Genomic DNA, 20,248 nt, shown 5'->3' with positions numbered 1-20,248 from the left:
TAACTGTTTTAATACTGAAAAATATCGTTCTTCTGTTTTTTTAGATCCTTAAAATATTTATATACTTTTCGAATTGCAATTTTCGACATTTGTTCTAAATATTCCAAATCTGGTTTTCCTATAAATTCATGAATGACATTATCTTCTATTTTTACCTGAATAATGGTACTACGCCCAAAGCTTAATTTTTCATATACTCCTACGACTCTATTACCATTTATTTGGTTTAATGTATATGAAGCATAGAAATATTCATAAAAGTCTCTTCCTGGTTTGGTTTTAGTCTCTTCTATTACTATTCCTTTTAGCTCAATTCCATCATCAGAGGAAACATCACCTTCTGTTGTTTTAGACTCCTGATCAGCTTCTTCATTAAAAGCAAGTCTATCTTTGCCTATAATCTTATCTTCCTCATAGATCAATAAGAGCAATACTATTTTATCGCTCTCATCTACACTAATTGCCCCTCGTGAGAGCTCTCTATTTTCATTTGCTTCTAGCGTAAATCTTCCTTCCTGATTAGTTTTAGATACATTATTATTTGCATCTGTTCGAAAAACGGTAATAGTATATTGCAAACTTTTGTATACTTCTGTAGTATTAGTAGCAGTAGCAACCACAGAAATTATATCATCAATAGTTACTGTTTTAACTTTTGCAACTACATCAGTATTTGTGAACTGTGCAATTGAAACCTGAAAAAATAGAGTTGCAAGTATGACAAGTTTAAACTTCATACTCTTATATGTCTGTTATTAAAAACTTCTAACAATTATAGTTCTGGCATCGCCAGACATTTTAAATTTCAAATTCTTCGACAGTTCATTACTACCAAATCGTTCAAAAATTAGATTATTACCTTCTTGTAAAAGTTCTAAATTAGTTGATATATCAGGGTTAAAAGAAAAATCAGTTACAGAATTATTATTTCCTGTTTGTATAATCGACTTTTCTATTTCTCTGGCGGATTCCTTTATCTCTACTAGATTTTGATCTCCATTCTGTATTATTTTAATATCTGAAGATTCTGCAATAATAGTAGAAAGCACAGCATTACTCGTTCCTATTTGTTGAATAAAAACTGCATTTACTCCATTAGAAAGGGATGACGATTCTGCTCTAACAGATAATGCATTATTAACCTGAGACAGGGTAATAAACTTATCTTGATCAGTAATCGAAAGCTGATTTTCTTCCTTTAAATTTTGGGCATACCCATTAGAAAAAGTAAAGAAAATAAAAAAACCCAATGCCTGTATAAGAATGGTTTTGTTCATCTTTTTCAGAATTTAAAAAAATCAAGATAAGAGTTATACTCAAATTGAGTATAACTCTTATAATGATATTAAAGTTTATTCGAATCTAATTAATTCGAACCATTTTGAGTTACAGTAGCATCGTTATTCACTCCAGTTTGAAGAATCACACTAGTGTTCATGTCTCCTAACTGAGTTACAAAAGTATTGTTACCTGTTCCTACCTGAGTATCTGTAGCGACATTCATATTTCCAAATTGGAAAATATCACTTGTATTACTTGCCCCATTTTGAGTTGAAGCAGCTCTATTTTCATCACCAAACTGAATTTGGCTAACAAGGTTATTTTCTCCAGCTAAATTTAAATCTGAACTTCCTTCTTGAGAAGCTTCAGCAACGTTACCATTTCCTAGTTGAAGTTGTCTTGTAGTATTTTCTCCTCCAAAGTTTATAAGGTTCTGAGTAGCAGAAGCATTATTTCTATCTCCTAATTGAGTCTGTACTACAACGTTATTATCCTCTTCGTGTCTAGCAAATGCTTCGTTACCATTACCAGACTGGAATTGATCTACAAGACCACCTCTAGAAGTAAAGAATGTCCCTCCTTGTATAGAAGTTGCATTGTTACCAACTCCTGTTTGACTTTGGATAGCTGTATTGTTTGTTCCTGATTGTGTTGTCGAAGCAACATTTTCATCACCAGATTGAGATTGATCAGAAATATTAGTACTTCCGTTTTGAGATGCTGTAGCTACGTTACTATTACCTTCTTGTACTTGTGTAGCTAAGTTGTCTCCTCCAAAAGATCCTAGGTTTTGCTCTGCACTTGCATCATTAGAGTCTCCTGTCTGACTTTGAAGAATAGTGTTATTATCTTCTTCATGATTAGCAAACGCGTTATTTTCATCACCTGCTTGTACTTGCTCTACTCTTCCTCCTCTAGAATCAAAAAGAGTACTACCTTGAACAGAATTTGCAGTGTTACCTCCACCTTCTTGGTCTTGACTTACAGAATTATTATTTCCCCACTGTCCTGCAGTAGCTATATTAGCGTCTCCTATTTGTGACTGTGAAGAAAGATTGTTCTGTCCTACTTGTGTGATAGATGCTGTATTAAAGTTTCCTTCTTGATTAAGTTCACTAAAGTTATCTATTCCTTCTTGACTTGAAGATCCTGAATTGCCATCTCCAAATTGAACCTGAATAGCAGTATTGGTTAATCCTTCTTGAGATACTGTGGCTTCGTTTCTATCTCCTTCTTGAAGTTGATTAGCTACGTTGCCTCCTCCTTCAAATGCCAAGTTTTGAGTAGCTCTAGCAGAATTACCATTACCTACCTGTATTTGATACACCTGATTATCAGCTTCTTCATGATGAGCAAAAGCCGAGTTCTTATCTCCTGTTTGAGATTGTTCTACAACTCCATTAGTTGAATTAAATGCTGCAGTACCTTGGATGGCTTCTGCATTGTTAGCTTTTCCTTCTTGAGTTGTTAAAGAAGAATTAGTTGCTCCTACCTGAGAAATATTAGCAATATTATCGTCCCCGGTTTGAGTAACATTACTGTTGTTTGACTGTGCGATCATTGCCGTAGCGCTTAATAAAGCTGCTAGGCTAAAAACTAATTTTTTCATACGTAATATATATTAAAAGTGATTAAATTGAGTTACTTTACTTAAAAATTTTACAGCACAAGAACGATAAAGATCAGAAAAATCTAATCTTCATTATTATTCAGTAAAACAAATATATTTTGGGACCTGGGGGGGTATAATCAAAAGTATGACGACCATTTTGACATTATCAAATTTAGGAAAATATTAAAGCTATTATTATCAATTTCCCAACTATTCGATGAAATACATGTAAAAAAACCATAGAAAAATAGATTTCTATGGTTTTTAAAGGGTTTATCAAATATCATTTTTTTACTAAAATTTACTTGAAAAAAAAATAGTAGGTTAATTCTTACTTACTTATAAAAATCAACACCATTTCTATGACAAAAAAGATTTGATTACCTTTTCAAGTCTAAAAAATCAAGGAAAAAAAGCAATCACCTCCTTACCTAATTAGCCCCTCCTTGAGTCACATTAGCAGTATTATTAGTTCCTGTTTGAAGAATTGTGCTCATATGCATGTCTCCTATCTGAGTTAGTGATGCATCGTTACTTATACCAAATTGAGTATCCTCTGCTATATTCATGTTTCCAGACTGTAAAATATCGTTTACATTATTTATTCCATTTTGAGATGAAGTAACTTTATTTTGACTTCCAATTTGAATTTGATTAATTAGATTATTCTCTCCTACTAAATTCAAATCCGAATTTCCTTCCTGATAAGCTTCGGCAATATTTCCATTTCCAACTTGAGCCTGTTTAACAGTATTTTTTCCACCAAAAAATAAAATGTTTTGAGTTGCAGAAGCACTATTCCTGTTTCCAACCTGAGCTTGTAGTATTGAATTCTTATCTTCCTCTTGCTGAGCAAATGCTTTGTTGCTATTACCATACTGAAATTGATTCACCATCCCACCTCTAGAGGCAAATAAAAATCCTCCTTGTTCAGAAATTGCTTCATTATCTACTCCTGTTTGGTTTTGAAAAAGCACATTATTTACCCCAAATTGCGTTGCCGAGACTCTATTTTCGTTACCAGATTGTGACTGGCTTAAACGATTTTCATTTCCATCTTGTGCTGCTATAGCCGAATTACCATAACCATTCTGTATTTGAATTGTAAAATTCTTACCTCCAAAACGAATTAAATTTTGCTCAGCCCTGGCATCATTTCCATCTCCCCCTTGTCCTTGAAGAATAGTATTTCTATCTTCTTCATGATTTGCAAAAGCTGAATTCTCATTTCCATATTGCACTTGCTCAATTCTACCTTCTCTAGAATCAAAAAGACTACTTCCTTGCATAGAAGTTCCTGCATTCCCACCTCCTCGTTGGATTTGGCGCAGAAGATTACCTTTACCCAATTGTTTAGCCTTAACCATATTAGAAACTCCTGTTTGTCTCTGTAAAGAATTATTGTTGTCTCCCTCTTGAAAAACCGAAGCAGTATTAAAGTTCCCTACCTGCATAAGCCTACTAAGGTCATTGCTTCCTAATTGCTTCGAAGAAGCAGAGTTACCTTTACCTATTTGCACCTGAAACGCAGAATTAGATATTCCTTCTTGGGATATTATAGCATCATTCCTATTTCCTTTTTGACGTTGTCTTGCTATATTATTTCCTCCTTCATATTTTAAATTTTGTCTAGTATCTAAGGAGTTACGATTACCAATTTGCACCTGGTTTATTCGATTATTCTTTTCTTCATGTTGGGCATAGGTAGAGTTCTTATTTCCTGTTTGAATTTGTTTTACAATCCCACTACTAGAGTTAAACTCCTTACTCCCTTGTATAGTTTCTGCATTATTGCTTATCCCATTTTGAATAGTTAAAGAAGAATTAGAAACTCCTATTTGAGTAACATTAGTAAAATTTTTTTCTCCTGTCTGTGTAACAGAACTATTGTTCGATTGTGCGATCATTGCCGTGGTGCCTAATAAAGCTACCAGACTAAAAACTGTTGTTTTCATGTATAATATAAATTTAAGTGGTTAATAAGTGATTAATATGATTTTTATATAAAAACTATTACACGATAAAGGAATATTAGAAAAACCTAATCTACATTTTGACTAACATGAAAATATATGCTTGGGGTTAAGGGAGGGAATATCAAAATGAATTACAACCATTATGATATTATTCAAATTTAAGAAAATATTAAGTCTATTTACAATACACTTGCTTTACATTCGATGAAATGCATACGGAAAAACCATAGAAATATAAATTCCTATGGTTTTTAAAGAGTTGTTAAAATGTTAATTTTTAGTTAACTAATTCATCAGAAACAATACTTGTGAGTTAATTCTTACCTACCTTGTAAAAAGTAGCTCTCTATATTTTGTTAACGGCCATAGTTCATCATCTACAAGTAACTCTAATTTATCACAACTATATCTGATTTCATCAAATAGAGGTTTTACTTTATCGCAATAACTGGAAGCTTTTTTCTCTAGATCTACGAGTTTATTTGCTTTTTTACGCGCTTCGGTCATTTCATTAACCTTGGTATTAATTTTCCCAATATGCCCCGAAATCTCTTCTATGATTTCCATTTGCTCCTTAGCATATTTTTTGAAATCTTTATCATATAATGCTTTTAGTCCAGAGACATTATTAATTAACATATTTTGATACCGTATTGCAGTAGGAATCACATGGTTTCGAGCAATATCTCCCAAAACTCTACCCTCTATCTGAATTCTTAATACATATTCTTCGACTTCAATTTCATAACGAGCTTCGGCTTCGACCTTATTCATAACACCCATTTCCTCAAAAAGCTTCAGGTTTTTCTTAGAAACCTTAGCTTTTAATGCTTCTGGAGTAGTTTTATTGTTACTTAACCCTCTCTTCTTAGCTTCTTTTTCCCATTCATCGCCATACCCATTTCCTTCAAAAAGTATATTTTTGGATTGTTTTATGTACTCTCTTAGCACATTAAATATCGCTTCGTCTTTTTTGAGTTCTTTTTTATCAATCAATGTATCAACTTCTTTCTTAAAATCTACTAGCTGTTTAGCCACAATAGTATTAAGAATTGTCATTGGATTTGCACAATTTGCTTTGGATCCTACAGCTCTAAATTCAAATTTATTTCCAGTAAAAGCAAAAGGAGAGGTTCTATTACGGTCTGTATTGTCTAATAAAATCTCAGGTATTTTTCCTACTACGTTTAATTTAAGATCTGTTTTTTCTTGTGGAGATAATTTCCCATTAGTAACTCCTTCTAATTCTTTAAGCACAGCTGTTAATTGTTCTCCTATAAATACAGACATAATAGCCGGTGGAGCTTCATTAGCTCCAAGACGGTGGTCATTACTAGCCGAAGCAATACCAGCTCTCATTAATTCCTCATTTTCATTAATAGCTTTAATAGTATTGATGAAAAAAGTCAAAAATTGAAGATTACTCATCGGTGTTTTTCCTGGGCCTAATAAATTTACACCAGTATTTGTTGCCAAAGACCAATTATTATGTTTTCCCGAACCATTTACTCCTGCAAACGGCTTTTCATGCAATAATACTTTTAAGTCATGTCTCGCTGCCACTTTATCCATAACATCCATTAATAAAGAGTTATGATCAACAGCCAGGTTCGTTTCTTCGTATATAGGAGCTAACTCAAATTGATTAGGAGCTACCTCATTGTGCCGTGTTTTAACAGGAATACCAAGCAGCATACATTCTGTTTCTAAATCCCTCATATAATCCAAAGCCCTGATAGGGATGCTTCCAAAATAGTGATCGTCTAATTGTTGTCCCTTTGCAGAAGAGTGACCAAGTAGTGTTCTACCCGTCATAACGATATCAGGCCTGGAGAATGCCAATGCGCTATCAATCAAAAAATACTCCTGTTCCCAGCCCAAAGAAGCATTAACTTTCTTTACATTCTTGTCAAAATATTTAGCAACTCCTGTTGCGGCATTATCCACGGCTTGTAAAGCTCTTAATAATGGCGTTTTATAATCAAGTGCTTCCCCTGTATAGGCAACAAAAACAGTTGGAATACATAATGTGGTACCATAAATAAAAGCAGGAGAAGTAGGATCCCATGCCGTATATCCTCTAGCTTCAAAAGTATTACGAATACCTCCATTAGGGAAAGAAGATGCGTCTGGTTCTTGTTGTACCAATTGTCCTCCTCCAAATTTTTCGATTGCTTGCCCATTACCTGTGGTTTCAAAAAAGGCATCATGTTTTTCTGCCGTAGCCCCTGTTAATGGCTGAAACCAATGCGTATAATGCGTCACACCCTTAGAAAGTGCCCATTCTTTCATCGCAGATGAAATCTGATCAGCAATCTTGCGATCAATTTTAGAACCATGCTCTATGGCATCCATTACACTACTATACGCATCTTTGGTAAGATACTGTAGCATTGTTGTTTGATTAAATACATTGTTACCAAATAATACAGATCGACGTTCTGTTTCTGTAACTATAACAGGTTTACGATGTAACGTTTCTTTTAGTGCTTGAAATCTGAGTGTTGACATAATTAAGTGAGTTTTATACAAAGATATAAGAAGTTTCTATTGATAATATAAAAAATATTTTCTTTCAAAATTAATAATTATTAAAAACACCCCCTAAAAAAATAGGGTATCAATAAAAATTAATATGAATATGATTATATACCCCCTATTTTTTTGGTAATACCAAAATATAAATTAATTTTACCCCTTGTAACAATTCAATTTATAAAGTATTAATTATGAGTAAAGCTAAATTAGAATACATTTGGCTAGATGGTTATAAACCAACTGCTAACTTAAGAAGTAAAACAAAAATTGAAGAAAACTTTAGCGGAAAGCTAGAAGATTGTCCAATGTGGTCTTTTGATGGTAGTTCTACAAGACAAGCAGAAGGCGGTTCTTCTGATTGTTTATTAAAACCTGTTGCTATATATCCTGATCCTGCAAGAAAAAATGGATACCTGGTAATGACAGAAGTTTTAAATTCTGATGGAACTCACCACGAATCTAACGCAAGAGCAACAATCGATGATGATGATAATGATTTTTGGTTTGGTTTTGAGCAAGAATACTTTATTATGGATTCTAAAACACAATTACCATTAGGATTTCCTGTTGGTGGTTACCCAGGTCCACAAGGTATGTACTACTGCTCAGTGGGAGGTAGAAACACACATGGAAGAGATTTTGTTGAAGAACACGCTGATTTGTGTATTGCTGCCGGACTTAACTTTGAAGGAATCAACCAAGAAGTTGCCAGTGGGCAATGGGAATTTCAACTGTTTGCTAAAGGAGCTAAAAAAGCCGGAGATGAAATATGGATAGCTCGATATCTATTAGATCGTCTTACCGAACATTACGGATATTATATAGAATATCACCCTAAACCTATTAAAGGTGATTGGAATGGCTCTGGTATGCATGCAAACTTTTCTAACGAAGTATTAAGAACTTGTGGTTCTAAAGAAGTTTATGAAACTATTTGTGAAGCATTCAGACCTGTTACCAAAGAACATATCGCTGTATACGGTGAGTTTAATGACCAACGATTAACAGGCGAGCATGAAACACAGTCTATACATGAATTCTCTTATGGAATATCAGACAGAGGAGCATCTATAAGAATTCCTATTATTACCGTAGAAAAAGGATGGAAAGGTTGGCTAGAAGATCGTCGACCTGCTTCTAACGGTGATCCATATAAAATTGCTGCTAGAATTGTAACCACTGTTAAAACAGCAGATGTTGCAGCTGTAATGGCATAACAATTTATTGTATGTAATTTAACTAACTAAGTTGGTTAACCACCAAAAACACCTTTAGAAAATTCCTAAAGGTGTTTTTTTTATTGTATTAATACAAATTACAATCCTAATTGCTCTCTAAACTTGATAGATTGTCTTCTCGATATTTCTATTTCTAAATCTGAATCCATGGTAACTTTTAATTTACCATTAAACCAAGGAACAACCTTTTCTATAAAGTTAAGATTAATGATTTGTTGTCTGTTGGCTCTAAAAAAAGTTTTTGCGGGAAGTTTTTGCTCTATTTGATTTAGAGATTTATAAATTAATGGAGCTTCTTGATCAACGTATACTCTTGTATAATTTCCGACTACTTCAAAAAGTTTTATCTCTGATATAGTTACCAACCAACATTTTTCTCCTTCTTTAATAAAAATCTGGCTGGTTTCTGATAACTTTTCTTTTGATTCTGAAGTTTTCCTTTCTTCTATAGTTTTTTGTATTTTTTCTATCGTCCTAGAAAATCTTTCTTCATTAATTGGTTTCAACAAATAATCAAACGCATTATACTCAAACGACTTAATTGCATATTCATCATAAGCAGTTGTAAAAACAACCAGAGGCACCTGATCTAGCATTTCTAATAAGTCAAAACCATTTTTTTCTGGCATATTAATATCCAGGAATAAAATATCTGGATCCGTACTTGTTATAAGTTCATACCCCTGATCCACATTTTCGGCTTCACCAATAACCTCTACAAAAGGATACTTTTTAAGCAACTCTTTTAACTCATTACGTGCTAAACGTGAATCTTCGACAATAACAGCAGTATTACTCATCTAATGGTATTTTTATTCTGGCAATTACTTCTTTACCTTCCTCTTTCAATTCGAAAAAAGATGTTGCACCATACAACAACCGTAGTCTTTCTGAAATATTTTGAAGCCCAATTCTTGTAGTAGAGCCACTTTCTTTTAGCTCTCCTGTATTATGTACCTCGATTTGCAAATCATTATTTTCTATTCTTATTTTTAAAGATACTACCCCTCCTTCAATTTGATTAGAAACCCCATGTTTTATAGCATTTTCTACTAACATCTGAATCAACATAGGAGGAATCTCTATATCTAATATACCTTCTTCAATTTCTTCATGATACCGCAATCGCTTTTCTAATTGAATTTTTGACAATTCGATATAATTATTAACGATCTCAATTTCTTCTTCAAGAGTTATCTTATCTACTTTGTTACTGTTTAATGAATACCTTAATAATTCTGATAATTTAGTAATCATTTCTCGGGATTTATGCACGTCTTCTAACATTAATGCTCTAATATTATTAAGGCTATTAAACATAAAATGAGGATTAATTTGACCTTTGAGTGTGTTAAGTTGGGATTCTCTTAATGTACTCTTTAATCGCAAGCCTTCTACTTTTCCTTTTTGAGCTCTTAGAATTGAATTTATTGAGAAATAAAGAATCAGCCAAAAAAATAAAATCACAGAGATATTGATAAAATTGAGAATATAATCATTTAAAGATCTATCTAATTCTTTGTTCTCAATATTTACATATAACAAATAAACCAAAACTTCTACAAATATTGTCATTGACAAGCATATAAGCATGTAGGTCAGAAGTATTCTAACAATTACTCTAACACTTATAATTTCTATGAGAATTTTATTTCTTATCAACAACCATAGCAACGAAGAGAACAATATCCCTGCACCGGTAAATAAGATTGCTTCGGAAACAATATAGGTATGAGATAATGTTTTTTCATAATTAAACTTTGTATACACAATAAGACAACCAGGAATCCCCCAACCTAAAAGTTGTAAAATCCAAAACCAGTTCTTTTTTGAAATTTTTAGTGTATTCAAATCGTAATACTGTTTATTATAACTCTAGCGGCTATATGATTTTCAAGGAATTAAAATCGTTTCAGAATCCATTCACTAATCATTTTCATTGCCTCTGGAGCAAAAGTTTCTTCAATATTGGGATACTCAGATTCTGAACCTGTTTTTGCAGTCTGAAATAAATGATTCAAACCTTCAATCTCACTTATTGTTACATCCTTATTCCCCGATTTTTTTAGAATTTTTTCAATTCTGGACAAGTTAAGATCAGTTATTACCTGACAATCTTTACTACCGTTAATTGCTAATATAGGAGTTTTTACATTTGATAAAAACTGCTTTGGATCTGTTCTAACAAAATAACGCATCCAGGGATCTTTAATGAATTCAAAAAGTTGTTGCTCTAACATTGACAGAGGATACGCCTTCTTCATGCTATCATCTAAAGTATTGTGATATGTGGTCATCTCTTCTCTAGACATAGCCTTCATCACCTCTACATCCTTTTCTTTTTGAATTGATGTTAATACAATCTCGGTAAATTTGTTATTGATTTGTATTATTTCTGAAGAAATACCTTCTAATTCGGCACTAAGTTTCATTTGTGATAATAATACATCTTTGCCGTCAACACCGGTTCCTGCCAAAAGCACAACAAACGACACCTCCTTATTTTCAGAAGCTACCATTGGTGCTATAAAACCTCCTTCACTATGACCAACAAGACCGATCTTATTTACATCAACATCATCTCTGCTTTTAAGAAATCTAATTGCAGCTTCGACATCAGACGCTAAATCAACAGAAGTTGCTCCTTTAAAAACTCCTTCACTTTTTGCCACACCTCTTTCATCGTATCGTAATACTGCAATTCCCTGGCGAGTTAAGAAGTCTGAAAGCACTAAAAAGGGTCTGTGATTGGCTGCTTTAATTTCTTCATTTCTGTTCTGTGGACCGGATCCCGAAATTAAAACAACAATTGGTGGTTTTTTTTTGTCTTTTGGCAAAGTTAGCGTTCCCGATAACTTAATACCACTGGCTTCTGTATTCTTAAAAACAACATCGATTGATTTATATGGATATGGTTTTTTGGGGTCTTGCGGTCTAACTTTAGTCACAACATCACCTCTCTTTAGGTCTAAAGGGAATTTATTCCCTGCTTGATCAAAGACTCCTTTTATTTCCTGATTTTCTAACACCCCTTCGTAGACAACCTTAAATGCGCTAGCTTCGATAATGAGTTTTTGATCTACAAATGTTGTTTTATCTACCGGAATCTCTTGATCTGATTGTTTTGGGCTTTTTAAGGTAGACACATATGCATCTCCTTCTTTTTTAATCTTAAAAACCATAGGAAGTTCGGTTCCCTGAACTTTAATTGCTCCATTCCAAATCCCGGTAATTTCCTGCGCATTTATAATATGAGAAAGAAAAGCTATTAATAACCCGATTATCCATTTAACTAATGACATCATAATTAGTTTCTTTTTGATTTACAATCAAAAATATATGAACATCTACAGATAATAGTTCAAATTATGATGAATGGTAAATATGCAATGATAGATGGCAATACTGTTATTATTTATCTGCTTTCTTAACAAAAAAATATGCTTAACATCAATCTACGTGCGTATTTTATTTTATAAAAACCATAGCAATAAAAATACAATATGCTGCAAAAATCAATAGACCCTTTGGGCGCCCCAGGATCATCTTTTTAGGCACAAAAGCCAATGGAAGTAAAATCATGGCAAAACCAAGCATCCAATAAATATTTACACTCATTAGTGTTCCATCTTTTACTGCAATGGGCTGAATTAATGAAGTTATCCCTAATACCGAAGCTATATTGAAAATATTGGATCCTATAAGATTACCGAGTGAGATTGCCTTCTCCTGTTTTAGCGCTGCAATAACAGAAGCAGCTAACTCTGGCACACTAGTTCCCACTGCAATAAGAGTAACTGCTATTACCCCTTCACTAACTCCCATTCTTTTGGCAATAGTTTCTGCTCCACTCACCAATAATTCTGAACCGAAATATAATGCAGCCCCACCTATGAGTAGCCAAATTATAATTTTAAAATTAGATGTTTTCTGAAGAGAATCATCTACTTCTTCTGCCGTTGCATTTGAAGATTTTCTAGCTCTTCGAATCAAAATGAACAGGTATACTATTAGAGACAATAACAATATAAGTCCTTCAAACTGAGTTAAAATTGCATCATTTTCTAAAAAGAGATATAAAACAAACGATAACAGTACCATTACTGGCCAATTAAATTTATAAAAGTCCTTATCAATAGCCAAAGGGCTTATTATTGCAGTAATACCCAATACCAAACCAATATTGGCTATGTTTGACCCTACTACATTACCTAAAGATATATCTGACAATCCATCCATTGCTGCTTGAATACTCACAAGCAATTCTGGCGCAGAGGTAGCAAAAGAAACTACAGTTAACCCAATAACCATACGAGACAATTTAAGTCTAAAAGACAAGGCAACAGAGGATCTCACCAAAAATTCTCCTCCCACAACAAGAAGTATAAGTCCTATAATAACGTACAATATACTGGCAACCATAAATTTTAATTTTGTTTGCGAAGATACTATTATATAGAAACTTTTCTCAAAAAAAATAGCATCCGTATTTCAGGATGCTATTTGATAATATAACTCTACATATTAGCAAGTAAGTTAAGGGGTATACAACTATTCTTGCTAAATTTTCTAATACAGAAAATTAAGAGCTACTCTATCCAAATTACTCCATTCTCCGTCGGTATTTGCAGGATAACAAGCGTTCATTATAGAATTAGCATCTCCTCCCGGACCTGCTGTTCCTGGAATAAACACTAAGCCATCGTTACTTACTCCTTCGTTACTATTTTCGCCACATGTTTTTCTGGTATCCCAATCTGTATGTCTAAATCCGACACAGTGACCAATTTCATGAGCTAATAAGTGTTCTAGTTGTTGATTTGTTTGTGTTAAATTTGCTCCGTTATTAATTCTTACTCTTGTAAAAGGGTATCCGTTACTAGGAAAACCTGCAATCCCTGCTGATCTGTTTGGATCTGGGTTTATACTATTATCTACATACACTAATATATCTCTGGCACCCCAGTTTGTTCCGAAGGATAATTCGAATCTAATACTAAGGTTTTCATTATTATAATTGTCAACCGCATATCGAAGACCTGTCTGTGCAGTAGAACTTAACCCATATTGATTGTTTCCTGTATACCCAACAACACGAATAACATTAGTGGCAGTTACTATATTGTTAGTTCTATATTGTTTGTTTTGAATACCACCATGAAGCTGCATATTCATTAGTTGATCTTCGGTAAAAAGAATATCATCTTCAATCTTATATGCGGTTTTTTGGGTTCCATCGATATCGTTCAAAGTAATTTTTTCGACACCATTAGGGTTAAAATGTAATGCTGTTATTTTATTTAAAACATCTTTTGAGATTTCTTGTGAAGACTGATCTTCTGCATTTTCTGGAGATTCTTTTTCACAAGATGTAAAAACTGATAGTGTAGCAGCAGTGAACACTACTGCAAGGGTTTTAAAATTTTTCATTGAGTTTGTATTTTATGTTAAAACTTTAACAATATATTCTTAAATTCTCTTAAAACTCAATCGTATTACATGAACCGTCAATTTCTTTACATAAACTGTTATTTTTTAACAACAAACAGTAATAAACCCGTATTTTTTTAACGCTAAAAGCACAATAACACATTAGCAAGCAATGTTTTACATGGTATTTACAGGGTAAGTTCTAAAGCTTATTTCATCAATGACAGGCTTATTTACACCAAATCACAGTTTATTTTTTTTCCAAACAATAAAATCGTAATACATACAGCATAACTTCATTAGTTTCGTAATTTTACTTACCATAGATCACAGATATGACAACAAACAGATATATAATCGTATTGTTTTTTCTATTCGGATTGTTCTCTATTATGTCAGTTTTCGCAAAAGACACAATAGTGATTGATTCAAAAAAAAGATCTCAGGATTCAATACTTACGAATCTTAAACAAAAACAAGAACAGGCTAGACAATCAAATCATAAAGATAGTATTATCAAAAGTGATTTAAACTTATTAAAGTTTTATACCTATAATCAATCAAAAAACACTGATACTGATGAGCTATCTCATTTACTGGAATATTGCACAGACAACAACAATATTGATTGTCGTATAGAAGTATACGCTATGCTAGCCTGGCAAATGCAAAAAAAAGATCAATACTCACAAGCATTAGAGTATTACAACAAAGCTATTGACCTTTCTAACATTACTGAAAAAGAACATTTTAAATGGAATATTTTAATTGATCAAGGAACATTATTCAATGAGTTGTTAGAACCAGAGCTCGCTAGGAAAAATTTTAAGACTTCGTTTAAATATATTAGCCCGAATGAAGATCAAAGGATGGCTATTTCGCTACTAAATATTTCTTCTACATTCGAAAAAACAAATCCTGATTCGATGGCCTATTTTTCTAATAAAGCCATAGGTATTCTTGAAAAAAATCCAAGTCAGAACAACTCTCTTGAAATAGCTGCTAATAATGTTGCCTATGGTTATATCAAACAAAATAAACTAAAAGAAGCTTCGAGAATTATTGATAAGTATATTGATTTAAACAATATTGCAGACAGCAAAAAAGAACGGTTTGGATCATTTTTTTTTAATACTGTAGGAGAATTAAATTATAAACTAGGTCATCTGGATAAGGCTATTGATTACTACAAGAAATCTATAAGTTATACAGAGAACGCCTACCCTCCTTCTAATATAATGAGCTTAAATGACCTGGCAGAGATTTATGAAATCAAAGGAGAACTAAAAACGGCTATTCAATACTTAAAAGCTAAAGAAAACTACCTTCAAAAATTTAATGCACATAATCTTAAAAAAGAGATCGCTCGATCAGAGTATAATAAAATACTATCCGAAAAAAATAAGCTAATCACTAACCTGGAGAAAAAAAATCAAAAAACAAATAAACAAGTTTACAACAGTAAAATTCTTGCCTTAAGTTCGGGAGTTCTCACTATAATATGCATCTTATTTTTTTTAACTATTTATCAAAAAAGCAGATTAAAAATATCACAGCTTAACGAAGAGATAAGTTTGGTAAGGTTAAAATCATTACGATCAATAATGAATCCACATTTTTTATTTAATTCATTCAATACATTACAAAGTTTTATTCTTCAGAAAGATAAGTTCGAGGCGAGTGAACATATGAGAGAGCTTTCTCAATTAATTCGAAAAATATTATCCAACTCGGATAGTCTATATATTAGTTTTAAGGAAGAATTAGAGATCATCAAGACCTATATGATTCTAGAAAACAAACGATTTGATGATCAATTCGAATTAAGTCTAACGATTGATGAAGATTTAATAGAACTTAACCCTAAAATACCTTCGATGATTATTCAACCACATCTCGAAAATGCTGTTATACATGGATTAAGTTCTAAAAACAAAAAAGTATTGAAGTTATCATTTCAAAAAAAGAAAAATAGTATACAATGTATTATTGAGGACAATGGTATTGGTAGAAGAAAGTCTGCCGAATTAAATAAAAAATCAAAAAACACGACCCATTTATCGATTGCATCGGGAAATACAGCAGAAAGGATAAAACTCCTTAAAAAAGTAGGGTATAAAAAAACGTCTATGAAAATTACAGATTTATTGGATGATAATGGAAAATCAAAAGGTACCAGAGTTACCGTTAATCTACCAATTATAAACTAACAGCTTATGAGTACATCACTTAAGTGTATCATTATCGATGATGAAAAAATGGCTAGAAACAGTTTAAAATTGTTACTACAAACATATTGTCCCGAAGTAGAAGTAATTGGTGAAGGGTGGGACAAATCATCAATGAAAAAACTTTTCAAAGAATTTAGTCCAGATATCGTGTTTTTAGATATTCAGCTAGGGAACAGTACTATTTTTGATATGATTCCTAGTCACGAGCTTATGGATTTCAAAATAATTTTCATATCTGCGCACGATGAATATGCATTAAAAGGGTACAAGTATGATGCGATCGATTATCTTTTAAAACCCGTAGATCCAGTAAAACTTAAAGAAGCCGTTAGTAAGGTAACTCAGTATATAAATAAAGAGGCAGCCTCTAAAAGCAGTGTAGAAGAAAACTTAAAAAATTTATATAATTTAAGAGAATCACCGCAGATCATATTATCAGATACCAGAGGATTGCATGTTATCAAAATTGAAGATATCATGTATTGTATTGCTGAAGGTAACTACACCTCTATCATTCTAAATAACCAACCGCAGATGGTAGTATCAAAAAACCTCAAGTTTTTTGAGGAAAAGTTAACACAATCTAACTTTTTCAGGATACATAAATCCAATCTTATTAATATTCAATATCTCAAATTATTAAGCAATGATGATGGTGGACATATCGTAATGAGTGATGGAAAAACACTATCCATATCTAGAGATAAAAAACGCGAACTTCTTAAGCGCATCTAGAAATTTCCTCACTTATTCATAACATATCACTGCATATCACAAAATAACAAAAGACTGTCAAAAGACAGTCTTTTATCAATATCTATATCTCTAATTTATTATTGTTACTAGATTAGTAAAGGTAGTTTAGTGCTACTTTATCCAGGTTACTCCATTCTCCATCAGTATTTGCAGGATAACAAGCATTCATTATAGAATTTGGATCACCACCAGGACCAGCTGTTCCCGGGATATACACAAGACCATCATTACCTACTCCTTCATTACTATTCTCATTACAAGTTTTTCTGGTATCCCAATCTGTATGTCTAAACCCAACACAGTGACCAATTTCGTGAGCCAACAAATGCTCTAGTTGCTGATTTGTTTGTGTTAAATTAGCCCCGTTATTAATTCTAACTCTTGTAAAAGGATATCCATTACTAGGAAAACCCGCAATCCCTGCTGATCTGTTTGGATCTGGATTTATGCTATTATCTACATATACCAAGATATCATTAGGTCCCCAGTTTGTTCCGAAAGATAATTGAAATCTAATTCTAAGATTTTCGTTATTATAGTTATTAACAGCATACTGCAAGCCGGTCTGAGCTGTAGAACTTAATCCAAATTGATTATTACCCGTATATCCCACTACACGAATAACATTAGTCGATGTTACCAAATTATTAGTTCTGTACTGCTTGTTTTGAATTCCTCCATGAAGCCCCATATCCATTATTTGAGATTTTGAAAACATTATATCATCTTCAATACGATACATTGCTTTTTTGGTGCCGTCAATATCACTTACCATTACTTTTTCTACCCCGTTTGGATTAAAATGTAATTCTACGATTTTGTTTAAAACATCTTTTTCGACAACTAAAGAGGATTCTTCTACAGGAGTATTAACCTGGTCTTTATCGCAAGACACCAGCGTTAGTGTAATACCCATTGCAGTGGCTATCACTAAAGATTTGACTCTTTTCATTCTAAATAAAAGTTAAGTTTGTGTTATTTTGTTGTGATAAACTTAACATTTCATTTACGTAACGGAAAATTTTTTTATTAACAAATTGATACTAAATCATATTTTACCTACTGTAATACAGTACTTTATACAAAGTAAAAAAGTCGCTCAAAAGAAGTATATCCATACTTAGCAAGCATAAAAGTATCATCTCTTTTCCTTCTTAATAACTACATAAATAGTTAAATAACTACAAAAATAGTTGTTAAACTAGAATCATAGTTATACATTTGATTATTATTAATACTCTCTTATGGAAAAACTTACTAATAAAGAAGAAGAAATCATGCAGACATTATGGAAGCTAAAAAAAGCTTTTGCAAAAGAGGTTCAGGCCGAACTAAACAATGCTGTACATTATAACACTGTGTCTACCATCATACGTAATCTCGAGGATAAAAAGTATGTAGGTCATCAAGCCTATGGAAAAACACATCAGTACTTCCCTATTATTACAAAAGAAGAATATCGCAGCAATTTTGTAAGTACAGCTATGAAACAATATTTTAACGATTCTTATAAAAATATGGTTTCTTTTTTTGCCAAAGAAGAAAAGATAACCGCAGACGAATTAAGAGAAATTTTAAAAGTAATAGAACAAGAAAAATAAGCTATGGAAACCTTCTTAATTTATCTTTTTAAAGCCAGTATTTTACTTTCGTTATTTTACGGAGTTTATTTTTTATTGCTTAGAAAAGATACTTTTTTTACTATAAATAGGCATTTTTTGTTGGTTGGTATTATCACTTCTATACTATTGCCATTTATAGAGTTTACAACTATTAAGTTTATTGAAAACCCAACTTTTTACATAACAGAAACACATCAATCTCCTTCAAAAAATATAATTCCCGAAACTATAAACTGGTGGGTAATTGGATCTGTTCTTTATGGTTTGGGAGTTCTTATATTTTTATCTCGTTTTTGCCTTCAATTGTTATCCTTAAAAAAATTACTAACTCATCATCAAAGCAGGAAAGAAGATGGCTTCAACTTCGTTGAAGTTACTCAAGACATTGCTCCTTTTTCTTTTTTTAATACGATCGTATACAATCCGGCATTACATTCTCGAGAAGAATTAGATATGATTCTAAAACATGAAAAAATACATGTTCAGCAATTGCATACTCTAGATTTAATACTAATGAATCTTCTTCTCATATTTCTATGGGTAAATCCTTTTGCCTGGTTATACAAAAAAAACATGGAACAAAATCTGGAGTTTATCGCTGATCGGGAGGCTATAAACCAAATGACATCCAGAAAAGAGTATCAATTAACTTTACTAAAAGTATCATCAAATAATTACTCTACCATTACTAATAATTTTTATCAATCATTAATCAAAAAACGAATTGTTATGTTAAACAAACAAAGTTCTCAAAGTAAAAAGTTATGGAAGATCACCGTTATTCTTCCTTTGTTAAGTCTATTTTTATGGAGTTTTAATACCCAGGAAGTTATTAAAATCAAACAGGACACAAAAGTTGATCAAAAAGCTTCTGATCAGATCTTCTATCAGGAAAAAGGAAAAAAAATTATTGAATTTATAGTCGACAAAAGTTCTTCAAAAGAAGACCTTAATAAAGTAAAAAATACTTTAAAAGATGACTACAGTCTCGAGGTTAAATTCTCTGGTATCAAACGAAATGATGCTAATGAAATTCTGAGCATTAGAGTGGATATATCTTCTAAAAAAGGAACGACCAATTATGCTATATCAAATAACACTCCTATTAATTCTTTTGCAATTATATACGATAGTGAAACCGGTAAAATCGAAATAGGCCAATCTGGAAATGGTTCAAATCACATATGGGTGGTTGATAATGATGGTAAACACAAAAAAGGAGGAACAATGAAAATCCATTCTGGAGATAAGAAAAATGAGTTCATTTTTACTAATGGAGATCACAAGGATACTTATAAGATACACACCAATGACAACAAAACCTTTGCATACTTTACTGGTGATAGAGACGGTGAGCCATTAATTTATATAGATGGAAAAAAAACGACCAAAAAAGAAATGGAAAAATTAGATTCTGACACCATAGAACAGATGAATGTCTATAAAGGAAAAACAGCTATAAAAAAATATGGTGATAAGGCAAAAAATGGAGTGATTGAAATTACTACCAAAAAGAACTAACTCAATCCAGATATAAATCTTTAAAAAACTCACTTCCTTCAAG

16 protein-coding genes are annotated in these 20,248 nt (G+C 32.2%); 5 read left to right on the top strand and 11 right to left on the bottom strand.

Annotation, left to right across the window (positions count from 1 at the left end; translation table 11 throughout):
• Nucleotides 1-8: 8 nt before the first annotated feature.
• The 5 genes from DG435_RS15870 to DG435_RS15850 all read right to left on the bottom strand — a co-directional run bounded on the left by DG435_RS15870 (nt 9) and on the right by DG435_RS15850 (nt 7,380).
• On the bottom strand, nt 9-737 hold the full coding sequence (locus tag DG435_RS15870; RefSeq protein ID WP_106791708.1) for a CsgE family curli-type amyloid fiber assembly protein: 729 nt from the start codon (nt 735-737) through the stop codon (nt 9-11).
• 18 nt (nt 738-755) lie between these two features.
• Nucleotides 756-1,277 carry a hypothetical protein gene (locus tag DG435_RS15865; protein ID WP_106791707.1) on the bottom strand — a complete coding sequence of 174 codons (522 nt, stop codon included), beginning with the start codon at nt 1,275-1,277 and terminating at the stop codon, nt 756-758.
• Nucleotides 1,278-1,366: 89 nt separating this feature from the next.
• A complete protein-coding gene (locus DG435_RS15860; protein ID WP_106791706.1) occupies nt 1,367-2,890 on the bottom strand; it encodes a hypothetical protein in 1,524 nt (507 codons plus the stop codon).
• 434 nt (nt 2,891-3,324) lie between these two features.
• A complete protein-coding gene (locus DG435_RS15855) occupies nt 3,325-4,848 on the bottom strand; it encodes a hypothetical protein (protein WP_106791705.1) in 1,524 nt (507 codons plus the stop codon).
• Nucleotides 4,849-5,193: 345 nt separating this feature from the next.
• Nucleotides 5,194-7,380 (bottom strand): glutamine synthetase III, encoded by a 2,187-nt coding sequence (locus DG435_RS15850; RefSeq protein WP_106791704.1) that lies wholly within the window; start codon nt 7,378-7,380, stop codon nt 5,194-5,196.
• 218 nt (nt 7,381-7,598) lie between these two features.
• Between DG435_RS15850 and DG435_RS15845 the strand changes: the two genes are divergently transcribed.
• Nucleotides 7,599-8,624, top strand: coding sequence for a glutamine synthetase beta-grasp domain-containing protein (locus DG435_RS15845; RefSeq protein ID WP_106791703.1), 1,026 nt, complete (start codon nt 7,599-7,601; stop codon nt 8,622-8,624).
• Nucleotides 8,625-8,722: 98 nt separating this feature from the next.
• Here the strand turns inward: DG435_RS15845 and DG435_RS15840 are convergent, their stop codons facing one another.
• The 5 genes from DG435_RS15840 to DG435_RS15820 all read right to left on the bottom strand — a co-directional run bounded on the left by DG435_RS15840 (nt 8,723) and on the right by DG435_RS15820 (nt 14,075).
• Nucleotides 8,723-9,445 carry a LytTR family DNA-binding domain-containing protein gene (locus DG435_RS15840; protein ID WP_106791702.1) on the bottom strand — a complete coding sequence of 241 codons (723 nt, stop codon included), beginning with the start codon at nt 9,443-9,445 and terminating at the stop codon, nt 8,723-8,725.
• Complete coding sequence (locus tag DG435_RS15835) at nt 9,438-10,496, bottom strand: sensor histidine kinase (protein ID WP_106791701.1); 1,059 nt, start codon at nt 10,494-10,496, stop codon at nt 9,438-9,440. The genes DG435_RS15840 and DG435_RS15835 overlap by 8 nt, the downstream gene beginning before the upstream one ends.
• A 50-nt stretch (nt 10,497-10,546) precedes the next feature.
• Nucleotides 10,547-11,950, bottom strand: coding sequence for a S9 family peptidase (locus DG435_RS15830; RefSeq protein WP_106791700.1), 1,404 nt, complete (start codon nt 11,948-11,950; stop codon nt 10,547-10,549).
• Between the two features lie 163 nt (nt 11,951-12,113).
• A complete protein-coding gene (locus DG435_RS15825) occupies nt 12,114-13,067 on the bottom strand; it encodes a calcium/sodium antiporter (protein ID WP_106791699.1) in 954 nt (317 codons plus the stop codon).
• Nucleotides 13,068-13,214: 147 nt separating this feature from the next.
• Nucleotides 13,215-14,075 (bottom strand): M57 family metalloprotease, encoded by an 861-nt coding sequence (locus tag DG435_RS15820; RefSeq protein WP_106791698.1) that lies wholly within the window; start codon nt 14,073-14,075, stop codon nt 13,215-13,217.
• 419 nt (nt 14,076-14,494) lie between these two features.
• On the opposite strand from DG435_RS15820, the gene DG435_RS15815 reads away from it, so the two are divergent.
• Nucleotides 14,495-16,285, top strand: coding sequence for a histidine kinase (locus DG435_RS15815; RefSeq protein ID WP_159025490.1), 1,791 nt, complete (start codon nt 14,495-14,497; stop codon nt 16,283-16,285).
• Nucleotides 16,286-16,291: 6 nt separating this feature from the next.
• A complete protein-coding gene (locus tag DG435_RS15810) occupies nt 16,292-17,041 on the top strand; it encodes a LytTR family DNA-binding domain-containing protein (RefSeq protein ID WP_106791696.1) in 750 nt (249 codons plus the stop codon).
• A gap of 112 nt (nt 17,042-17,153) precedes the next feature.
• Here the strand turns inward: DG435_RS15810 and DG435_RS15805 are convergent, their stop codons facing one another.
• On the bottom strand, nt 17,154-18,014 hold the full coding sequence (locus tag DG435_RS15805) for a M57 family metalloprotease (RefSeq protein ID WP_106791695.1): 861 nt from the start codon (nt 18,012-18,014) through the stop codon (nt 17,154-17,156).
• Between the two features lie 292 nt (nt 18,015-18,306).
• Between DG435_RS15805 and DG435_RS15800 the strand changes: the two genes are divergently transcribed.
• Both DG435_RS15800 and DG435_RS15795 read left to right on the top strand, forming a co-directional pair.
• Nucleotides 18,307-18,663, top strand: a complete 357-nt coding sequence (locus DG435_RS15800) for a BlaI/MecI/CopY family transcriptional regulator (protein ID WP_024770815.1) — start codon at nt 18,307-18,309, stop codon at nt 18,661-18,663.
• A gap of 3 nt (nt 18,664-18,666) precedes the next feature.
• On the top strand, nt 18,667-20,205 hold the full coding sequence (locus DG435_RS15795; RefSeq protein ID WP_106791694.1) for a M56 family metallopeptidase: 1,539 nt from the start codon (nt 18,667-18,669) through the stop codon (nt 20,203-20,205).
• Nucleotides 20,206-20,248 lie beyond the last annotated feature (43 nt).

The organism is Aquimarina sp. Aq78, from assembly GCF_900299525.1.
GTDB lineage: Bacteria > Bacteroidota > Bacteroidia > Flavobacteriales > Flavobacteriaceae > Aquimarina.
This window is presented reverse-complemented; position numbering and strand designations above follow the sequence as displayed.